Origin of the sequence: Chitinimonas sp. JJ19 (assembly GCF_036961565.1) — a bacterium.
Taxonomy (GTDB): Bacteria; Pseudomonadota; Gammaproteobacteria; order Burkholderiales; family Chitinimonadaceae; genus Chitinimonas.
On the sequence record NZ_JBAMDD010000007.1, the window covers coordinates 12,525 to 32,084 of the forward strand.

Sequence of the window (19,560 nt, forward strand, 5' to 3'; positions counted from 1 at the left end):
CGGCCTGCATGGCATAGGCTGCCGACATCACCTCAGCCACATCACCTAGGTGCAAGACCGGCCATGACTGGCCATATCAGTGTCACCAGCCTCATCTTGGTGCAAGGGTGGGGCATGCACAGCACACACCCATCAAACGAGAAAATACAAACCATTGATTTTGTTTAAATAAACTCAAATCCACCAGTCGGCATAAGCCTTGCTTTATATTCTTCCCACCCTGGAAGAAAGCCCATGAACAAAGCACTGCGGCTGGTACTGGTAGACGATACGGAGCGCGAGCTGGGTGCGCTGCGCGACGCATTGCTGGCTGCGGGCTTCGAGGTCATTGCCGAAGTCGACAGCGCCTTTGCCCTGGCCGATGTGGTAGCCAGACTGGAACCCGATGCAGTCATCGTCGATACCGACTCCCCCAGTCGCGATGTGCTGGAACATATCGCCGTCATGCACCAGGATGCCCCCCGGCCTATCGTCATGTTCACCGACGATGGTTCGGAGGCCCGCATCAAGGAGGCCATACGTGCAGGCGTGACGGCCTATGTGGTGGACGGGCTGTCACCGGCCCGACTGAGGCCGGTGCTGGACGTGGCCATTGCCCGCTTCGATGAAGAACGCAAACTGCGCAATGAGCTGGCCGATACCCGACAGCAATTGCTAGATCGCAAGATCATAGACCGTGCCAAGGGCCTCTTGATGAAACGCCGCAACATCGATGAGGATGCCGCCTACCAGCTGCTGCGCAAGACCGCCATGACCCGTGGGCAGAAGCTTGCCGAGGTCGCCAGGCAGTTGGTGGAAGCGACCGAACTGCTGGGTTAGCCTGTCGGTCGGGCAGCCTGGGCTGCGCGGTAGCCACCCAGGCTTACGGCGCGTACAGTATCTTCACGCTCGCATCGGCCTCGGCCCGGTCCAGATACCCCACCATATGGGGATTCGCCGCCAACAGGCGCTTGAGCTCGGCAGTACTGGCAACCTGCTGGGGTGCTACGCCCTTACCGGTGAAGTTCAGTCGTGCCCAATGGCTTTTCAGTTGTGCTTCACTCTTGTTCAGCACCTTGTCCAGAAAATCCTGCCGCACCGGCCCAGCCCCCAGCATCAACGGCACGATGACACCACCACCGGGGAACTCCTTCAAACGCAGGTAATAGATATCCTGCACCTGCTGCCGGCTAAACGACACGGCAGGGCTCTTGCTGCCAGCCACCAGCACCGGCTCTGCCTGGGCCGCCAGCACCCCTATGGCGCATAAGACGATGGAACCGAGATGACGATGCATGCGGGTCATGGTCGGCTCTCGCTCAGAAGATAAAGTCGAGGTTGGCGGTGTAGGTATTCACCTTGCCATCGAACTGGGACTGCGGCCCCATGCGAAACTCGACCTTGTTGCTGCTGCCCCAGAAGCGGTTCTTGATCTTGTATTGATCCCATTGCAGCTTGAGCGCCATATTGCTGCTGAAATCCCAGCGCAACCCCAGTGCCAGTTGATCGCGGTGGTACTGACCTGTCACATTGGTGGCATTGGCTGCAGCCAGCGCACTCAGCAGCGCCATTTGGCCCGGCGTTGCCTGCGGCGGCGGGGTTAGCCTCAGGTCAACCGGTTCGGCTATCGGCTTGAGACTGCCCAAAACAATATAAGGGGTAAAGTCGCCTATGCGCCTAGCACCCAGCAGATACCATCCGCCCGATCCGCTCAAGATCGCAGAATCAGATTTGCGGCTTACCCATTCCCCTTGCACGACATGAGTGTCATCGTCCCAGCTGAAACCCACACTGACCATCTTGTTGACTACATCCGTCAACTTGAAGCGCTCGCGATACACCTGGTTGCAATTGCTGCACAGGCCCAATTGCTGGGCATCACGCACCAGGCCCAGAAACTGGTCCACGCTATTGCCGGCAAAAGGCTTCAGCCCGCCCTTGGGCCGGGAATAACCCAAGCGCAGCAACAAGGGGCCGGATGTCCACTTGGCGGAGAGCCCGGCCTGCTTCGGCACTTCAATCTCGCCTAGCGAGACATCCACCCGGGTTTTGCCGAAATAGCCCTCTATACCCAGCACGCCCTCACCAAAGTGGCGCTCCCACTGCCCGGTTACGCCATCGTTGAAGGTAATGGAGTTATTGGAATAGACCTGTCCCGGTGGCTGCGCACTGATCTGCGCGTAGTAGAGGTCGTTGTAGTCCGACATCAGGAAAACCGGTGCCAACGCCCTACCGAGCTTGATATTGATCTCGCTGCTGGGCTCCCAGCCCAGATAAGCCCACTGCACCCTGGGCCGGTGGCTGCTGTTGACCTCCTTCTTCGAGATCAACTGAAAACCCGCGTTGAATGGTCCCGCCGGCCGTAGCTTGAGCTGCACGGCAAACAGGCTGTCGGCATCGAAGCGGGTCTCGTTGCGCGCCCCGGTGCTGGAGCGTATGTCAGAGCGCACGGTGGCATAGGGATCATCCGCGTGATAGACGCCCACGGTGCCAAAGCCATCAAGCTTCACCCAGTCGGGCAAGGCCTCCGCCCTAACCTGCATTGCCATTGCGTTGCATAGCGCAAGCGCTACCAGACCCCAGCGTCCCATCATGCCCTCTCTACCTTGCACCCCACAGACCAGGGGTGAGATATATGCGTCATACCTCGACGCCATCTATGTGGGATAGGTAAGGAGCGCCGGATAGGCAAGCCACATATTGCAACGGCCAAGGGTTTTGAGGCGGAATCTGGCAGACCCTACCTGGCAAGGCAAGGAACCCAGCGGGCCGACCCAACCGCTCGCGACACGGTGCGAGGTTAGGGAGCTGGCGCCTACAGCAGCACACGCACACCTTCACCGCGCATGGCCAATGAGCGTACCTCGGCCAGCTTGGCCAGTTGCATAACCAGGCTGAACACCGAACGGCTGCTTTCCAGTTCGATGCATACGTCCATATAGCCACGGCCCTTGGGCATTTCGGCGGCCACGCGGCGCACCGAGTAGCCACGGTGGCGCACCACGCGCAACACGCGCTCCAGTGCATCGCTATTGTTATCCAGGTTCAAGGTCAGTTGCTGTGCCATCTCGATTACTCCTGCTGGGACTGGGGATAGGGTCTGAAATGACGAAGCCCCCGATCTTTCGATTCGGGGGCTTCGTCTGGATTCTTTGTCGTTCGGGTTCTGGCTCAGCTTCCCGATCGCGCAAACACCAGCGCGCCCCACGATGTAATCATCATGGTGCGTTTCATGGTAGTGGTCAGCGCGTTAAGCACAGGGAACATGGGCTGTTGCAATGCAAAATGGATTCGACACCCCCACTCTAACTGCAGCCGCAAGCAGTGGCAAGCATCTTGTTTCGCCATCAAGGTAGGTGCCTCAACCGGATTGGTGCACCGCGCCAATCTGCCTGCTGCGTCATGGTGCATGGCGCAATCGGCGACACTGTGCCTTTACGCCCAACAGCCGAGTGGCAACACTTGGACAGCAAGCCAAGACACAAAAAATTACTGTTTTATATCATGCACATACACATTGAAAGTCGGGCGGCAACTGGCGACCGATACCCGCTGGCACACTTGCTGCATAGCAATAGGCGTTACCCGGTTCAATGTCGAACCGGATCACTCCAGATTCGTTGGGGAGTCTGACTGGGAGCCCAAGCTTGCATGCAAGCGGATAGCTCCGGGCCGCGCAGCCTTGCTGCCGGCCCAAGGACAACGGCGTCCTTTGACCGGTTTTACCGGTCGAGGCACGCCGTTTTTTTTGCGCCCGCGTTTTGACCAAGGAAGCAGCATGGACCAACCCGCAAACAACAGCACACCGTCCGCCAGCCGCCGCGATTTCATGAAGACACTCAGCCTCGCCGGTGCCGGCTCTATCCTCTCTGTCGTGCCGCCCCAGGTGCGCGCCGCAGCCAATAGCCAGACCGGTAAACCGGAGAAAACCGAAGTCAGGATAGGCTTCATACCGCTCACCGACTGCGCCTCCGTGGTCATGGCCGCCGTGCTGGGCTTCGACAAGAAATATGGCATCAAGATAATACCCAGCAAGGAAGCCAGTTGGGCCGGTGTGCGCGACAAGCTGGTGAACGGCGAACTGGACGCCGCCCATGTGCTGTACGGCCTGATCTATGGCGTACAACTGGGCATAGGCGGCCCCAGGAAGGACATGAATGTCCTGATGACGCTGAACAACAATGGCCAGGCCATTACCTTGTCCAACCAGCTCAAGGACAAGGGTGTGAAAGACGGCGCCAGCCTGGCGCGTCTGGTCAAGGCCGAACCCCGTGAATACACCTTTGCCCAGACCTTCCCCACGGGCACCCACGCCATGTGGCTGTACTACTGGCTGGCCAGCCAGGGCATAGACCCGCTCAAGGACGTCAAGACCATCGTAGTGCCACCACCGCAGATGGTAGCCAATATGCGAGTAGGCAATATGGACGGTTTCTGCGTGGGCGAACCCTGGAACAACCGGGCTCTGGCCGATGGCATAGGCTACACCGCCGCCACCACCCAGGACATCTGGACCGACCACCCTGAGAAGGTACTGGGGACCACCGCCGACTTCGTCACCCAGTACCCCAATACCGCCCGGGCACTGGTCATGGCAGTGCTCGATGCCTCACGCTGGATAGACACCATGGCCAATCGCCAGCGGGTTGCCGAGACCATAGCCGACAAGAGCTATGTCAACTGCCCGGTCGACATCATCGACCAGCGGCTGGAAGGCAAGTACGACAACGGCCTGGGGCGCAAGTGGCAGGATCCGAACTACATGAAGTTCTTCAACGACGGCAAGGTCAACTTCCCCTACCTGTCGGACGGCATGTGGTTCCTGACCCAGCATCGCCGCTGGGGCCTACTTAAGACCGACCCCGACTATCTGGCCGTGGCCAAAGCAGTCAACCGCATCGATGTCTACAGCGATGCCGCCCGGGCACTGGGCATCGCCGTTCCCAAGGAAGCCCTGCGCAGCACCAAGCTGATAGACGGCACCGTTTGGGACGGCAAGCACCCAGCCGCCTACGCCGCCAGTTTCAAGATTCGCGCCTGAGGAGCCCAGCATGCCGACCCAAGCACTGACCACCCCCCTTGCCGAAGACCCACCCAGGCGCAAGCCACGCCGGCCAGCGGCGCCACGGCTGCAAACCCTGGACGGCCTCCCCCCCGGCCCCAGCCGTTTCAATCGCAGCCTGCACTGGCTGGCCTTCCATGGCCTGCCACCCCTGCTGGGGCTGGCGCTGTTCATGCTGGGATGGCAGCTGCTGTCACTGCACAACGCCAGCCTGCCTGGCCCAGCCACTACCTGGGCAGCCGCAGCAGAGCTGTTCGCCGACCCCTTCTACGACAACGGCCCCAACGATCAAGGCATAGGCTGGAACATCCTGCATTCGCTGGCCCGCGTCGGCATCGGCTTCGGCCTTGCCGCACTGGTGGGGATACCCGCCGGCTTCATCATTGGTCGCTTTGCCTTTATCGGCCGCATGGCAGCCCCCATCATCAGCCTGCTCAGGCCAGTCTCACCGCTGGCTTGGCTACCCATAGGCCTGCTGGTGTTCAAGGCCGCCGGGCCGGCCTCCATCTGGGTCATCTTTATCTCCAGCATCTGGCCCATGGTGCTCAACACAGCAGCAGGCGTAGCTCAGATACCGCAGGACTACCTCAATGTCGCCCGCGTGCTCAAGCTGCCTGAGTCAAAGGTATTCACCCGCATCCTTTTCCCGGCCGTACTGCCACACATGATTACCGGCATACGCCTGGCCATAGGCGTGGCCTGGCTGGTCATCGTCGCCGCCGAAATGCTGACAGGCGGCGTCGGCCTGGGCTTTTGGGTATGGGATGAATGGAACAACCTCAATGTCGCCCACATCCTGATTGCCATCTTCGTGGTCGGCATCGTCGGCTTGCTGCTGGAGCAGGCCCTGGTGCTGCTCGCACGGCGATTCGAGTACTAAGACAACAAGAAGCAGGCATGGAGCAAGACTGGGCGGGAGCGCTGGCCGCGTCACCGGGACGGCCGGTTGGCGCTCCCCAACCCTGTGGGCCTGTTTGGTGCGGCTAACCCGTGGGCGCTCACCTAGTTGTATCCCCCGCACTCGCTGGCGCGCCTCATCAACTGAATGGGCCGCAGTTTTTCAACGGCCTGTTAAGTGCCCGACAGACCTTCCACCCAGAATCAGGAGCCACACATGGACAAATTCGTACAACTGCAAGATGTCAGCATGGCTTTCGATACCCGCCAGGGGCGCTTTGTGGCCCTGCGCAATGTCAATCTGGATATACGCGAAGGAGAGTTCCTTGCGCTGATAGGCCATTCAGGCTGCGGCAAATCCACCGTCCTCAATCTGGTCGCTGGCCTGCTGCAGCCCTCGGCCGGGGTGCTACTGTGCCATAACCGCGAAATCGCCGGCCCAGGCCCTGATCGCGGCGTGGTGTTCCAGAACCATTCGCTGCTGCCCTGGCTGAGCTGCTACGGCAACGTCTACCTGGCGGTGGAGCGGGTATTTGGCGGCAGGGAGAACCGCAGCACACTCAAGCAGCGCACCCACGACGCGCTGGCCATGGTCGGCCTTACCCATGCCACCCACAAACGCCCACACGAGATATCCGGCGGCATGAAGCAGCGCGTAGGCATCGCTCGGGCATTGGCCATGCAGCCCAAAGTGTTGCTGTTGGACGAGCCCTTCGGCGCCCTCGATGCCCTCACCCGCGCCCACCTGCAGGACGAACTGTTGCGCATCGTCGCCCAGACCCGCACCACCACCCTGATGGTGACGCATGATGTGGACGAAGCCGTCCTGCTGTCCGACCGCATCGTGATGATGACCAATGGCCCCGCTGCCACCGTGGGCGAAATACTCGCCATAGACCTGCCCCGCCCGCGCGAACGCCTGGCGCTGGCCAGCGACCCGGCTTATCACGCTGCCCGCAATGTCGTGATGGATTTTCTGTACCGGCGAGAGATACGGCAGGCCGCATAGTCGCCTGCATTGCTGGGCAGGCCACGGGCCAAGCCGACAAGCACGGCCCAACGCCCCCGCGCACCTGCATAGTGCATACCGCTTGCCGCACCGCACAAAATTCATGCGCCGCTCCGGCCACTCCAATCAAAAAACAACCCAAGCCATTGATTAATATAAAAACAAGGCAATGGCACGGCATTTGCTGATAGCGATCTGCCTGTAATAAGCAGCACCCATCGTTGCAACGGCGCAGCGGTGGACGGAGCCCCCAAGGCCCCAGAGGCAGACAACGGTTCAAGGTCGAACCTACAGATTTCGGACAAAGGCGTCCCCGCACCCTATCGGTCATGCAAGACCGATACGGCAGCGAGGACGCCTTTTTTGCGTTCTAGGCCCGCGTAGCGTTCGGGCACAGGGGAGTAGCAAATGGACAAAGGTTTCTGGAAAGCAGGCCATACGCCCACACTGGTATCGGCCTTCCTGTATTTCGATCTCAGCTTCATGGTCTGGGTGCTGTTGGGGCCACTGGCGGTCTATATCGCCCGCGATCTGGGCCTCAGCCCCTCGCAGAAGGGCCTGATGGTGGCGACGCCATTGCTGGCGGGCGCCTTGCTGCGGCTGCTGATGGGCGTGCTGGTCGATCACCTCAAGCCTCGCCTGGCTGGCGCCTTGGGCCAGGTGATCGTGATGGCTGCCCTGCTGGTGGCCTGGCTGGCCGGCGTGCACAGCTTTTCACAGGTCATGGTGCTGGGGGTGTTCCTGGGCGTGGCAGGCGCTTCCTTCGCAGTGGCGCTACCGCTGGCATCGCGCTGGTATCCACCGCACTACCAGGGTACGGCCATGGGCATAGCCGGCGCCGGCAACTCGGGTACGGCCATCGCCGCCCTGTTTGCCCCCAGCCTGGCCAAGGCCTTTGGCTGGAATGCCGTGTTTGGGCTGGTGCTGATTCCCCTGCTGCTGGTATTCGTGCTGTATCTCGCCATGGCCAAGGACAGCCCCAACTGCCCACCCGCCAAGAAGCTGTCCGAATATCTGGGCGTACTACGCGACCGTGATGCCTGGTGGTTCATGTTCTTCTATTGCGTCACATTCGGCGGCTTCTCTGGCCTGGCCTCCTCGCTCACCGTCTACTTCAACGACCAATACGGGCTGGAGCCGGTGCAGGCGGGTTTCTATACCGCCATGTGCGTGTTCGCCGGCTCGCTGATGCGCCCCATAGGCGGTACGGTCGCAGACAAGGTGGGCGGTATCCGTTCGCTGCTGGTGATGTATACCCTGGCCGCAGCCTGCCTCTACCTGGTGTCTCGCGATCTGCCACATGCCTGGATGGCGTTGATGGCGCTGGTGGCCGGCATGCTGTGGCTGGGCATGGGCAACGGTGCCGTGTTCCAGCTGGTGCCGCAGCGCTTCCGCAAGGAGATAGGCGTGATGACCGGCCTGGTGGGCATGGCTGGCGGCATAGGTGGCTTTCTGCTGGCAACGGGCCTGGGGTACTCCAAGCAGTTGACTGGCAGCTATTCGCTGGGCCTGAGCCTGTTTGCTGCGCTGGCCCTGTTTGCCTGGGTGGGCCTGCTGTCGGTCAAACAGCGTTGGCGCACCACCTGGGGTGCCGCCCATATCGCTGGCGCCAAGGTCTGACCCCATGCACGCCTTGCTTGATCTTGCCATCGGCACTGCCAGCCTGGCCGGCAAAAAACCGCGCAACGAGGATGCCCTTGCAGCGGTGGAACCGCCAGCCGACATGGTTGCCACCAAGGGCTGGCTGCTGGCGATAGCCGACGGCATCAGCCATTCGGCCGATGGCAAGCTGGCTGCACAGGCCACCGTGCGCGGCCTGGCTGCCGACTACTACGCCACGCCCGACACCTGGGAACCTGCCCATGCCATGGACCGCATCATCACCGCACAAAACCTGTGGTTGAACGGCCAGGCCCAGCGCGACAAACTAAGCCAGCCGCTGGCCACCACCCTGACGGCGCTGGTACTGCGCGGTCGCCGCTATACCCTGGCCCATGTCGGTGATTGCCGTGCCTACCGCTTGAATGCCGATGGCTTGGTGCAACTGAGTGCAGACCATACCTGGCAGCAGCCTGGCTACCAGCATGTGCTCAAGCGCGCCGTGGGTCTCGATCAACATGTGATGGTGGATTTTTGCGAGGGCGAACTGCAGGCCGGCGACCTGTTTGCCCTGGTGTGCGACGGCGTATGGGAAGCCTTGGGCGATGTCGCCCTGCACCGCCTGCTGGAACTGCACCATGAACCCCAGCGCGCCGCCGACGCGCTGCTGGCTGCCGCCCTGGCGGCCGGTAGCCAGGACAATGTAACGGCCGTCGTGGTGCGGGTCCAGGCCCTGCCGCAAGGCCAACTGCTGGACGAACTGGCCCAGGCCGCCACGCTGCCCATCCCGCCACGCCTGCGGCCGGACCAGTTCATCGCCGGCTTCCAGATAGAGCAATTGCTGGCCGAGAGCCGCGCCAGCCTGGTGTACCGCGCCCGAGATGAACGCGGGCAAAGGGTGGTCATCAAGACCCTGACCGAGCTGGCCGGCAAGGATAACGAACTGGCCCAGGGCCTGCTGACGGAGGGCTGGTTGCTCAGGCGTGCCGCCAGCCAACACCTGCCCGAAGTCATCGACACCACCGACAGCCCCTGGCTGATCCTGGCCATGCGCTGGTATCCCGGCGAAACCCTGGCGGCCCGGTTGGCCCGCAACGAACCCCTCAGCCCACAGGATGCCGTGCGGCTGGGCCTGGCCCTGAGCCGTGCCTTGGGGGCATTGCACCGGCTGGATATCGTCCATCGCGATATCAAGCCCGACAACCTGCACCTGGATCAAGAAGGCCGCTTGCGCCTGCTGGACCTGGGCGTGGCGCAATGCCCCGGCATCACCCCGACCGACAGTGCCACACCGGGCACACCCAGCTATATCGCCCCCGAGCAGTACAGCGGCCACACCGCCAGCCCGGCCAGCGATCTCTACGCCGCAGGCGTCACCTTGTACTACGCCCTCACACGCCGCTACCCCTATGGCGAGATCGAGCCGTTCCAGACACCCAGCTTTGGTGACCCTGTCCCGCCTAGCCGCTACCGGCCTGATCTGCCGCTATGGCTGGAGAGCGTGCTGCTCAAGCTGGTGGCGCGCGAACCGGCACACCGCTTCGAGACGGCAGAAGAGCTGAGGCTGGCACTGGAACTGGGCGAAGCCCGCCCCTTGCGCGTGGCACGGCGTAGCCCGCTGGCCAGCCGCTCACCCGGCCGGCTCTGGATGGCACTGGCGCTGTGCTCGCTGGGCTTCAATCTGCTGCTGTTGTTTGTCCTGCTGGTCGGCACGCCCGACTCCGCCCCCGGCATGCGCCAACAGGCCGCCGGTGCAACTGCCGCCCCTATCCCCTCATCCCCTATGGCAACACCACGGAGCTAAACCATGCAAAAGCTAAAACTCGTCATGATCGGCAATGGCATGGCCGGTGTACGGACCCTGGAAGAGCTGCTGGCACTCACCCCCAGCCGTTACGACATCACGGTCTTTGGCGAAGAGCCGCACCCCAACTACAACCGCATCCTGCTATCGCCCGTGCTGGCCGGCGAGCAGACCGTGCAGGACATCATACTCAACCCACTAGAATGGTATGCCGAACAAGGCATAACCCTGCATCTGGGCAAGAAGGTGGTGAAGATAGACCGCAAGAAACGGGTGGTCTATGCCGCCGACGGCACCGAGGCCGAGTACGACCGGCTACTGATGGCCACCGGCTCCAAGCCCTTTATCCTGCCCGTGCCGGGCAAGGATTTACCCGGCGTGATCAGCTACCGTGACATCCACGACACCGAGCAGATGCTGGCGGCCGCCCGGCAATACCGCCATGCCGTCGTGATAGGCGGTGGCCTGCTGGGGCTGGAAGCGGCCAATGGCCTGATGCTGCAAGGCATGAGCGTCACCGTGGTGCACCTGGGCGAATGGCTGCTGGAGCGCCAGCTCGACAAGGTGGCCGGACAGCTGCTGCAGCAATCGCTGGAGCAGCGCGGCCTGCGCTTTGCGCTGCAAGCCCAGACGGCTGCATTGCTGGCAGGCGAATCGGGCCGGGTAAGCGCCGTGCAGCTCAAGGATGGCACCGAACTGGCAGCCGATTTGGTGGTCATGGCCGTCGGCATACGCCCCAATACCGAACTGGCCGAATCCTGCGGCCTGTACTGCAACCGGGGCATCGTGGTGAACGACACCCTGCAGACCTTCGACCCACGCATCTACGCCGTCGGCGAATGCGTCAACCACCGTGGCATCGCCTATGGCCTGGTGGCGCCGCTATACGAGCAGGCGCGCGTCTGCGCCAACCATCTGGCGGGCTGGGGCTATGGCCGCTATGTAGGTTCGGTGCTGTCGACCAAGCTCAAGGTCACCGGTATCGACCTGTTCTCGGCCGGTGACTTCATGGGTGGCGACGGGCACGAGGAAATCACGCTGTCCGACCCGGTAGGCGGCGTCTACAAAAAGCTGGTACTCAAGGGCGACAAGCTGGTCGGCGCTTGCCTGTATGGCGACACCGCCGATGGCGCCTGGTACTTCCGGCTACTGAAGGATGAACAGCCCATAGGCGAGATACGCGACCACCTGATGTGGGGCGAGAACAATCTCGGCGACACCGGCCATGCCGGCGAGAACAAGGCGGCCGCCATGGCCGACGAAGCCGAAGTCTGTGGCTGCAATGGGGTCAGGAAGATCACCATCGTCAAAGCCATACGCGAGAAAGGCCTCACCACCCTGGACGAGGTCAAGAAGCACACCAAGGCCAGTGGCTCGTGCGGATCCTGCGCCGGCCTGTGCGAGCAGATACTGATGAACGTACTGGGTTCCAGCTTCGATGCCACCCCCAAGACCAAGACGGTATGCGGCTGTACCGACCGCAACCACCAGGAAGTGCGCGATGCCATCCGCGAGCACCATCTGGTCAGCATCCCACAGACTATGCAGTTCCTGGAGTGGCGTACACCCAATGGCTGCGCCACCTGCCGGCCAGCACTCAACTACTACCTGATCGCCACCTGGCCCGGCGAAGCCCGCGACGATCCGCAAAGCCGTTTCATCAACGAGCGGGCGCACGCCAATATCCAGAAGGACGGCACCTATTCGGTCGTGCCCCGGATGTGGGGCGGGGTCACCAATGCCAGCGAGCTGCGCCGCATTGCCGACGTCACCGACAAGTACCGCATCCCGCTGGTCAAGGTTACCGGCGGCCAGCGTATCGATCTGCTGGGGGTGAAGAAAGAAGACCTGGTCAATGTCTGGCGCGACCTGGACATGCCCTCGGGCCATGCCTACGGCAAGAGCCTGCGCACCGTCAAAACCTGCGTGGGCAGCGAGTTCTGCCGCTTCGGCACGCAGGATTCCACCCAGATGGGCATAGACCTGGAGCACGACCTGTTCGGTATGTGGAGCCCCCACAAGGTCAAGCTGGCCGTCAGCGGCTGCCCCCGCAACTGTGCTGAATCCGGCATCAAGGATGTCGGCGTGATAGGCGTGGATTCGGGTTGGGAGCTGTATGTGGGCGGCAACGGCGGCATCAAGACCGAGGTGGCTCAATTCTTCGCCAAGGTCGCCAGCCATGCCGAGGTACTGGAATACAGCGGCGCCTTCCTGCAGTTGTACCGCGAGGAGGCCTTCTACCTGGAACGCACGGTGCACTACCTGCACCGCGTGGGCCTGGAGCACACCAGGCAGCGCGTGGTGGCAGATGCCGACAACCGCAAGGCCTTGTATGCCCGGCTCAAGTACGCCCTGAGCTTTGAGCAGGATCCCTGGGCCGAGCGCATCCAGGGCGAGCAGAAGCACGAGTTCGAAGCCCTGCCGGCCTGAACCCCACCGGTTTGCCGTGGCAGCGGGCTCTGCCGCACCACGGCAAACCCAGCCAACCTCACAAGGAACAATCCCATGTCCCACTGGAAAATAGTCTGCCTGCTGACCGAAATCCCGCCACTGGGCGCCCGCGTGATTCAGCACCCGCAGGGCGATATCGCAGTATTCCGGAATGCCGATGACGAAGTCTTTGCCCTGGAAGACCGCTGCCCGCACAAGGGTGGCCCGCTGTCGCAGGGCATCGTCTATGGCAAGACCGTGGCCTGCCCGCTGCATGGCTGGCAGATAGGCCTCGACTGCGGCACCGCCGCAGCGCCTGACGAGGGTTGCGCCCGCCGCTATGCGGTCAGGCTGGAAGGCAATGCCGTGCTGCTGAACACCGAGGCCGCAGCATGAGCACAGGGCTGCGACTGGCACCTGCCTCGCCCAGCCTGCCCGAGGCACGCCGCTTGATCAGCGCGCTGGACGACTATCTGGCCAGCCTCTACCCCGGCCCGTCCAACCATCTGCTGGATGTGGCCGCTCTGGAGCAGCCAGGCGTGAGCTTCTACCTGGGCTGGTTGGGCGACAAGGCCGTGGCTTGCGGCGCCATCGTGGCCCACGCCGGCTATGTCGAACTCAAGCGCATGTATGTCGACCCGCAGCATCGTGGCCAGGGCATCGCCCGCGCCCTGCTGGCCGCGCTGGAAGCGACAGCCCGTGAGACCGGCAAGGTGCTGGCACGGCTGGAGACTGGCATCCACCAGGCCGAGGCCATCGCGCTGTATCGCACCTGCGGCTTTGCCGAGCGCACACCCTTTGGCAGCTACGCCGCCGACCCGCTCAGCCTGTTCATGGAAAAACCCCTGGAGTAAGGCCATGGTCCAGCCCCATATCGTCAAATCCACCTGCTGCTACTGCGGAACCGGTTGCGGCGTACTGATACATACCGACGGCCAGCAGGTACTGCGGGTGGAAGGCGACCCCGAGCACCCAGCCAACCTGGGCCGGCTTTGCACCAAGGGCGCCACCCTGCACCTGACCGATATGCGCACCGGCCGGGTGCTCTACCCCGAGCTGCGGCAGCAGCGTAGCACCAGCAGGCAAAGGGTGGATTGGGATACGGCACTGGACCACGCAGCCCAGCGCTTTGCCGCCATCATTGCCGAGCACGGCCCCGATGCCGTGGCATTCTATATCTCCGGCCAGTTGCTGACCGAGGACTACTACGTCTTCAACAAGCTGGCCAAGGGCCTGATCGGTACCAACAATATCGATACCAATTCACGCCTGTGCATGTCCAGCACCGTCGCCGGCTACAAGGCCACCCTGGGGGCCGACGCCCCGCCTTGCAGTTACGAAGACCTGGCCTTGGCAGACTGCCTGTTCATCGCCGGCGCCAACCCGGCCTATGCCCACCCCGTGCTGTTCCGCCGCATCGAGGACGCCAAGGCCGCCCGGCCTGACATGAAGCTCATCGTCACCGACCCCAGGCGTACCGACAGCGCCGAACTGGCCGATCTGCACCTGCCCATCCTCCCCGGCACCGATGTCGCGCTGTTCCACGCCATGCTCAATGTGCTGGTCTGGGAGGGATTGATAGACGAAGCCTATATCGCCGCCCACACCGAAGGCTTTACCGAACTCAAGCGCCATATCCGCGAATACACCCCACGCTTCGCTGCCGATATCTGCGGTATCAAGCCCGAGCAGATCCTGCAGGCCGCCGAATGGTTTGGCCGCGCGCCCAGGGCCTTGTCGCTCTGGTGCATGGGGCTCAATCAATCGGCACGGGGCACCGACAAGAATGCCGCCCTGATCCATCTGCACCTGGCCACCGGCAAGCTGGGCAAGCCCGGCTGCGGCCCCTTCAGCCTGACCGGCCAGCCCAATGCCATGGGCGGGCGTGAAGTAGGCGGCATGGCCAACCTGCTCAGCGGCCATCGCGATCTGGCCAATCCCGCACACCGCGCCGAAGTCGCCGCGCTGTGGCAAGTGCCCGACGTACCCAGCCAACCCGGCAAAACGGCAGTCGACATGTTTGAGGCCCTGGAAGCGGGCCAGATCAAAGCCGTATGGATAGCCTGCACCAATCCGGCGCACTCCCTGCCCGACACCGCCCAGGTAGCCCGCGCCCTGCAGCAGGCCGAGTTCGTGGTGGTGCAGGAAGCCTACGCCCATACCGACACCACAGCCTACGCCGACCTGCTGCTGCCGGCCTCAAGCTGGGCCGAGAAAGCCGGCACGGTCACCAACTCCGAGCGCCGCATCACCCGGCTGCACGCTGCCGTACCCGCGCCGGGCGAGGCCAGGCATGATTGGCAGATGGCAGCAGACTTTGCCCGCCGGCTGGAAGCGCTGTTGCCGCCCCGCTCCGCAGCATCGCTCTTCCCCTATGCCACGCCAGAAGCCGTGTTCGACGAGCACAAGCGCAGCACGGCCGGCCGCGATCTCGACATCAGTGGCCTGAGTTATGCCCTGCTCGATAGCCAAGGCCCGCAGCAATGGCCCTACCCCACCGGCGCACGTGCTGGCCAGGCCCGGCTCTATGCCGATGGGCGCTTCCCCACCACGAACGGCCGGGCGCGCTTTGTGGCGGTGGATTACCACCCGGTGGCCGAAAAGACCGATGCCCGCTACCCCTTGCACCTGAACACCGGGCGGCTGCGCGACCAGTGGCATGGCATGAGCCGCACCGGCACGGTCGCCCAGCTATACAACCAGGTGGAAGAACCCCTGCTGACGGCCCACCCTGACGACCTAGCACAGGCCAAACTGGCCAGCGGCGACCTGGCCCGTGTAAGCAGCCGGCGGGGAGCGCTGCTGATAAGGGTAGAGGCCAGCACTCGCCAGCGCCGGGGCGAGGTCTTCCTGCCCATGCACTGGTCCGGCCGCTTTATGGCCGGCCAAGGCAGCAACACCCTTACCCTGCCCAAGCTGGACCCACTATCGCGCCAGCCCGAGCTGAAACACGCCGCCATCAAGCTGGAACGGGTTGAGCTGCCTTGGCAGATGGTCGCCATGAAGCAAAGCCACGATGCGGTGCAGCTGATGCACCGCGCGGCCGACCTGCTGGCGGGCTTCGACTACGGCAGCCTGGGCCTGTTCGGCCACGAGCAGCCAGCCGTGATACTGAAGCTGGCCCACCGCAACGCCCCCTCTGCCGATTTTATCGCCCGGCTTGATGCCGTATTCGGCTTCGACGACCCCATGGCCACACTCAGCTACCGCGACCCCCGCCGTGGCGTGGAAAAGCACGCCGAAATCCGACTAGGCAGGTTGACCGGCATACGGCTCACCGGCGAGACCGCCGCACGCGACTGGCTCAAGCAGCTGATCGCGGCAGGCGCCGACGCCGCCAGTCTACGCCCCTGGCTGCTGGCCCCGCTGGCGGCCCCACCCCAGGGCCAACACAGCCGTGGCAAGGTCATTTGCAACTGCCTCAATGTATCGGCCGATGAAATCGATGCCGCACTGAACCAAGGCTGCGATCTGAAAGGACTGCAAGCCAAGCTGGCCTGCGGCACCCGTTGCGGTTCCTGCCTGCCCGAACTCAAGCGCATGGTCGCCACCGCGACGATGGCGGCAACCGTTTGACCCTCTCCAGGAGTTACACCATGCAAGGCAAGGTCTACCTGATCGGCGCCGGCCCCGGCGATCCCGAACTGCTTACCCTCAAGGCCGCCCGTGTACTGGGCGAGTGCGACATTCTGCTGGTTGATGACCTGGTCAACCGCGCAGTGCTGGCCCACGCCCGTCCCGATGCCAGGCTGATTGAAGTCGGCAAGCGGGGGGGCTGCGTCTCCACGCCGCAGGCCTTCATCACCCGGCTGATGCTGCGCCATGCCCGCCAGGGCAAGATCGTGGGCAGACTCAAGGGCGGCGACCCCTTTATCTTCGGCCGGGGTGGCGAAGAGATCGAAGCCCTGCGCCAGGCAGGCGTGAGCCACGAGGTCATCAACGGCATCACCGCCGGGCTGGCTGCTGCGACGGCCGCCGGCATCCCGCTCACCCATCGCGATTGCTGCCGTGGCGTCACCCTGCTGACCGGCCACACGCAGGACGGTGGCGAACCCGATTGGGCCGGCTACGCCAGGCTGGATACCACCTTGGTGATCTATATGGGCATGCGCCACCTCGACAGCATGGTGCAAGGCCTGCTGCAGGCCGGCAAGGCCGGCCATACCCCTGCCGCCGTCATCGCCCACGCCACCCTGCCGCAGGAGCAGCGCCTCAGCACTACGCTGGCGCGGCTGGCTGACGATGCCCACCGCCATGGCATGGCCAGCCCGGCCATCGTGGTGATCGGCGAGGTGGCTGGCCTGGCCTTGCCGCAAACTGTTGTAAGCATGCTGGCGGCCTGATTTGTCCTACCGGGCACGGTCATTGCGATCTATGATCGTGCGGTGCACCAAAATATAAATAGCAGCTGATTTCTGCACCATAACCTACCCCGTCGGCCTCGCCGACGCACCACCGTAGTGCAACAGAGGCTTCATCATGACCATATCGGTACCCTGGCAGCCCGAACTCGATGCGCTTATCCTCTGCGCCAGCCCACAGCGCCCCCACGGCGACAAAGGCCTGAAACTGCATGGTGGCAAACCCCTGGTGGTGCACGCCCGCGAGCGGCTGGCACGGCAAAGCTGCCCGCCCGATACCCTCTATGCCAGCACCAATGGTCAGCACGAGGTCTACCAGGGCCTGGGCTTCGAGCCACTGGCCGACAACTACGAAGGCTGGCCCGGCCCCCTCGCCGCCCTTGAGGCTGCCCTCGCCGCCAGCGATGCCGATTGCCTGCTGGTCATCCCCTGCGACCTGCCCGAGTTGCCAGCCGATGCCGCCGCCAAATTATGGCGCCCCCTGGCCCTCAGCGATGCCCCCTATGCCTATGCTGTCTGCGATGGCGCCGAACCCTCGGGCGTGTGCCTGCTGACTCACCGCGTGCTACCGCAACTGCGCCGCCGGCTGGATGGCCCACGCTTGGAACTGGTGGCATGGCTGCGCGAACCCGGTGGTGTTGCCGTCGCTTTTGCCGATGGCGCCGCATTCTGCCCGGTGCCAGCCTGAGCGCCGGTTCACGATTTTTTCGCCGGGGTGGAAAAATCGTGAACCAGCTCGAAGCAACGCTCGCACAGCGGTGCCAAGCCGGCCTACACTAACGTCATAGACGGCACTCCTGCCCGACCAAGCCAGCATGAACCCATCGGACACCCCCACCGCCACGGCACACAAGGTACTGATCGACAGCTACGGCCGCCGCATCGATTACCTGCGCCTGAGCGTGACCGACCGCTGCGACCTGCGTTGCAACTACTGCCTGCCCAAGGGCTTCAAGGGCTTTGAAGAGCCGGATCACTGGCTGACCTTTGACGAAATCGAGCGGGTGGTGGGCGCCTTCACCCGACTCGGCGTGCGGCGGGTCAGGCTGACCGGCGGCGAGCCCTTGCTGCGGCGCGATCTCCCCACGCTGGCAGGCAAGCTGAGCGCCCTGCCCGGCCTGCAAGACCTCTCGCTCTCCACCAATGCCACCCAGATGGCCAGGCAGGCCCTGGCACTCAAGGCTGCGGGCATCAAGCGCCTCAATGTCAGCCTCGACAGCCTGCAGGGCGCGCGGCTGGCCAGCATCGCCGGCCGCGATGTACTGGCCGATGTATTGTCCGGGCTGGACGCAGCTGCCGCTGCCGGCTTCGCCCCGGTCAAGATCAATATGGTGGTGCAGGCCGGCGTCAACGACGACGAAATCGACGCCATCGTCGCCTACTGCATGGAACGCGGCTTTATCCTGCGCCTGATCGAACTGATGCCGGTGGGCGATACCGGCCGTACCGCCCAGTATCTCGATCTGCAAGACGTGGTGGCCAACCAGGCCCAACGGCTGGGCCTGACTGCCAGTGCCACCGAGCTGGGCGGCGGCCCCGCACGCTACTGGCGCAGCCAGGATGGCCGCTTCACCCTGGGTGCCATCACCCCCATCTCGCAGCACTTCTGCGCCAGCTGCAACCGCGTGCGGCTGAGTGTGGATGGCACGCTCTACCTCTGCCTGGGCCAGGACGACAAACTGGCCCTGCGCCCCCTGCTGCGCGCCGGCATAGACGACGCCGGGCTGGAGGCCGCCATCCTGGGCGCCATCGGCCGCAAGCCCGAGCGCCACGAGTTCCGCGAGCAACCCGACAAGATCATCCGCTTCATGTCCGCCACCGGTGGCTGAAACATAAGGCGCAGCAGCACGAAATCCCCACGAAGCACCGGCCAAAAGCAGCCCTTTCTGGAACAAGCACTTAGCATTGCACCGCACCAAACAGGGCAAAAATGCACCCAAAACGCTTGACATGGTTACGGCACCCCCTATAATTGCGGCCTTCGCAACACACAACGCGAAAAACAAAGCGGGAGTAGCTCAGTTGGTAGAGCGCAACCTTGCCAAGGTTGAGGTCGAGAGTTCGAGACTCTTCTCCCGCTCCAAACTGTTTAAGCGTGTGTGGTAAGTGCAAAGCGGGAGTAGCTCAGTTGGTAGAGCGCAACCTTGCCAAGGTTGAGGTCGAGAGTTCGAGACTCTTCTCCCGCTCCAGTGCACTTATGCTTGCGATACAATGCGGGAGTAGCTCAGTTGGTAGAGCGCAACCTTGCCAAGGTTGAGGTCGAGAGTTCGAGACTCTTCTCCCGCTCCAGATACCGCAAGAAGGGAAAGCAGCGACTTTCCCTTTTTTTGCCTGCAAGTCACGGCGGGTTAGCAAAGGGGTTATGCAGCGGATTGCAAATCCGTCTACATCGGTTCGAGTCCGGTACCCGCCTCCAAAG

16 protein-coding genes and 4 tRNA genes are annotated in these 19,560 nt (G+C 63.2%); 17 read left to right on the forward strand and 3 right to left on the reverse strand.

Annotation, left to right across the window (positions count from 1 at the left end):
* Positions 1-234: 234 nt before the first annotated feature.
* Positions 235-819, forward strand: a complete 585-nt coding sequence (locus V7714_RS10205; protein WP_335709625.1) for an ANTAR domain-containing response regulator — start codon at positions 235-237, stop codon at positions 817-819.
* Between the two features lie 43 nt (positions 820-862).
* Here the strand turns inward: V7714_RS10205 and V7714_RS10210 are convergent, their stop codons facing one another.
* The 3 genes from V7714_RS10210 to V7714_RS10220 form a co-directional block, all read right to left on the reverse strand.
* A complete protein-coding gene (locus tag V7714_RS10210) occupies positions 863-1,285 on the reverse strand; it encodes a hypothetical protein (RefSeq protein WP_335709626.1) in 423 nt (140 codons plus the stop codon).
* Between the two features lie 13 nt (positions 1,286-1,298).
* On the reverse strand, positions 1,299-2,528 hold the full coding sequence (locus tag V7714_RS10215) for a hypothetical protein (RefSeq protein ID WP_335709627.1): 1,230 nt from the start codon (positions 2,526-2,528) through the stop codon (positions 1,299-1,301).
* Between the two features lie 266 nt (positions 2,529-2,794).
* A complete protein-coding gene (locus tag V7714_RS10220; RefSeq protein ID WP_284194402.1) occupies positions 2,795-3,046 on the reverse strand; it encodes an ACT domain-containing protein in 252 nt (83 codons plus the stop codon).
* Between the two features lie 711 nt (positions 3,047-3,757).
* Here V7714_RS10220 and V7714_RS10225 point away from each other — a divergent pair.
* The 16 genes from V7714_RS10225 to V7714_RS10300 all read left to right on the forward strand — a co-directional run bounded on the left by V7714_RS10225 (position 3,758) and on the right by V7714_RS10300 (position 19,557).
* Positions 3,758-5,020, forward strand: coding sequence for a CmpA/NrtA family ABC transporter substrate-binding protein (locus tag V7714_RS10225; RefSeq protein WP_335709628.1), 1,263 nt, complete (start codon positions 3,758-3,760; stop codon positions 5,018-5,020).
* A gap of 10 nt (positions 5,021-5,030) precedes the next feature.
* On the forward strand, positions 5,031-5,921 hold the full coding sequence (gene ntrB / locus V7714_RS10230) for a nitrate ABC transporter permease (RefSeq protein ID WP_335709629.1): 891 nt from the start codon (positions 5,031-5,033) through the stop codon (positions 5,919-5,921).
* 234 nt (positions 5,922-6,155) lie between these two features.
* Positions 6,156-6,947, forward strand: a complete 792-nt coding sequence (locus tag V7714_RS10235; RefSeq protein WP_335709630.1) for an ABC transporter ATP-binding protein — start codon at positions 6,156-6,158, stop codon at positions 6,945-6,947.
* Between the two features lie 408 nt (positions 6,948-7,355).
* Positions 7,356-8,567: a nitrate/nitrite transporter gene (locus V7714_RS10240; protein WP_335709631.1), complete on the forward strand. Its 1,212-nt coding sequence runs from the start codon at positions 7,356-7,358 to the stop codon at positions 8,565-8,567.
* Positions 8,568-8,571: 4 nt separating this feature from the next.
* On the forward strand, positions 8,572-10,350 hold the full coding sequence (locus V7714_RS10245; protein ID WP_335709632.1) for a bifunctional protein-serine/threonine kinase/phosphatase: 1,779 nt from the start codon (positions 8,572-8,574) through the stop codon (positions 10,348-10,350).
* A gap of 3 nt (positions 10,351-10,353) precedes the next feature.
* Positions 10,354-12,780 carry a nitrite reductase large subunit NirB gene (gene nirB / locus V7714_RS10250; RefSeq protein ID WP_335709633.1) on the forward strand — a complete coding sequence of 809 codons (2,427 nt, stop codon included), beginning with the start codon at positions 10,354-10,356 and terminating at the stop codon, positions 12,778-12,780.
* A gap of 75 nt (positions 12,781-12,855) precedes the next feature.
* Complete coding sequence (gene nirD, locus V7714_RS10255) at positions 12,856-13,176, forward strand: nitrite reductase small subunit NirD (protein WP_335709634.1); 321 nt, start codon at positions 12,856-12,858, stop codon at positions 13,174-13,176.
* Positions 13,173-13,634 carry a GNAT family N-acetyltransferase gene (locus V7714_RS10260; protein WP_335709635.1) on the forward strand — a complete coding sequence of 154 codons (462 nt, stop codon included), beginning with the start codon at positions 13,173-13,175 and terminating at the stop codon, positions 13,632-13,634. Before nirD ends, V7714_RS10260 begins: the two co-directional genes overlap by 4 nt.
* A 4-nt stretch (positions 13,635-13,638) precedes the next feature.
* Positions 13,639-16,356: a nitrate reductase gene (locus V7714_RS10265; RefSeq protein WP_335709636.1), complete on the forward strand. Its 2,718-nt coding sequence runs from the start codon at positions 13,639-13,641 to the stop codon at positions 16,354-16,356.
* Between the two features lie 20 nt (positions 16,357-16,376).
* Positions 16,377-17,123, forward strand: a complete 747-nt coding sequence (cobA, locus tag V7714_RS10270; RefSeq protein ID WP_335709637.1) for a uroporphyrinogen-III C-methyltransferase — start codon at positions 16,377-16,379, stop codon at positions 17,121-17,123.
* A gap of 136 nt (positions 17,124-17,259) precedes the next feature.
* The gene (locus tag V7714_RS10275) at positions 17,260-17,829 is read left to right on the forward strand and encodes an NTP transferase domain-containing protein (protein ID WP_335709638.1); all 570 of its coding nucleotides are present in this window, start codon (positions 17,260-17,262) and stop codon (positions 17,827-17,829) included.
* A gap of 127 nt (positions 17,830-17,956) precedes the next feature.
* Positions 17,957-18,970, forward strand: coding sequence for a GTP 3',8-cyclase MoaA (gene moaA / locus V7714_RS10280; protein ID WP_335709639.1), 1,014 nt, complete (start codon positions 17,957-17,959; stop codon positions 18,968-18,970).
* 178 nt (positions 18,971-19,148) lie between these two features.
* Positions 19,149-19,224, forward strand: a tRNA-Gly gene (locus tag V7714_RS10285).
* Positions 19,225-19,254: 30 nt separating this feature from the next.
* Positions 19,255-19,330, forward strand: a tRNA-Gly gene (locus tag V7714_RS10290).
* A 24-nt stretch (positions 19,331-19,354) separates the two neighbouring features.
* Positions 19,355-19,430: transfer RNA gene (locus tag V7714_RS10295), tRNA-Gly, on the forward strand.
* Between the two features lie 53 nt (positions 19,431-19,483).
* Positions 19,484-19,557: transfer RNA gene (locus V7714_RS10300), tRNA-Cys, on the forward strand.
* The last annotated feature ends 3 nt before the right edge of the window (positions 19,558-19,560 follow it).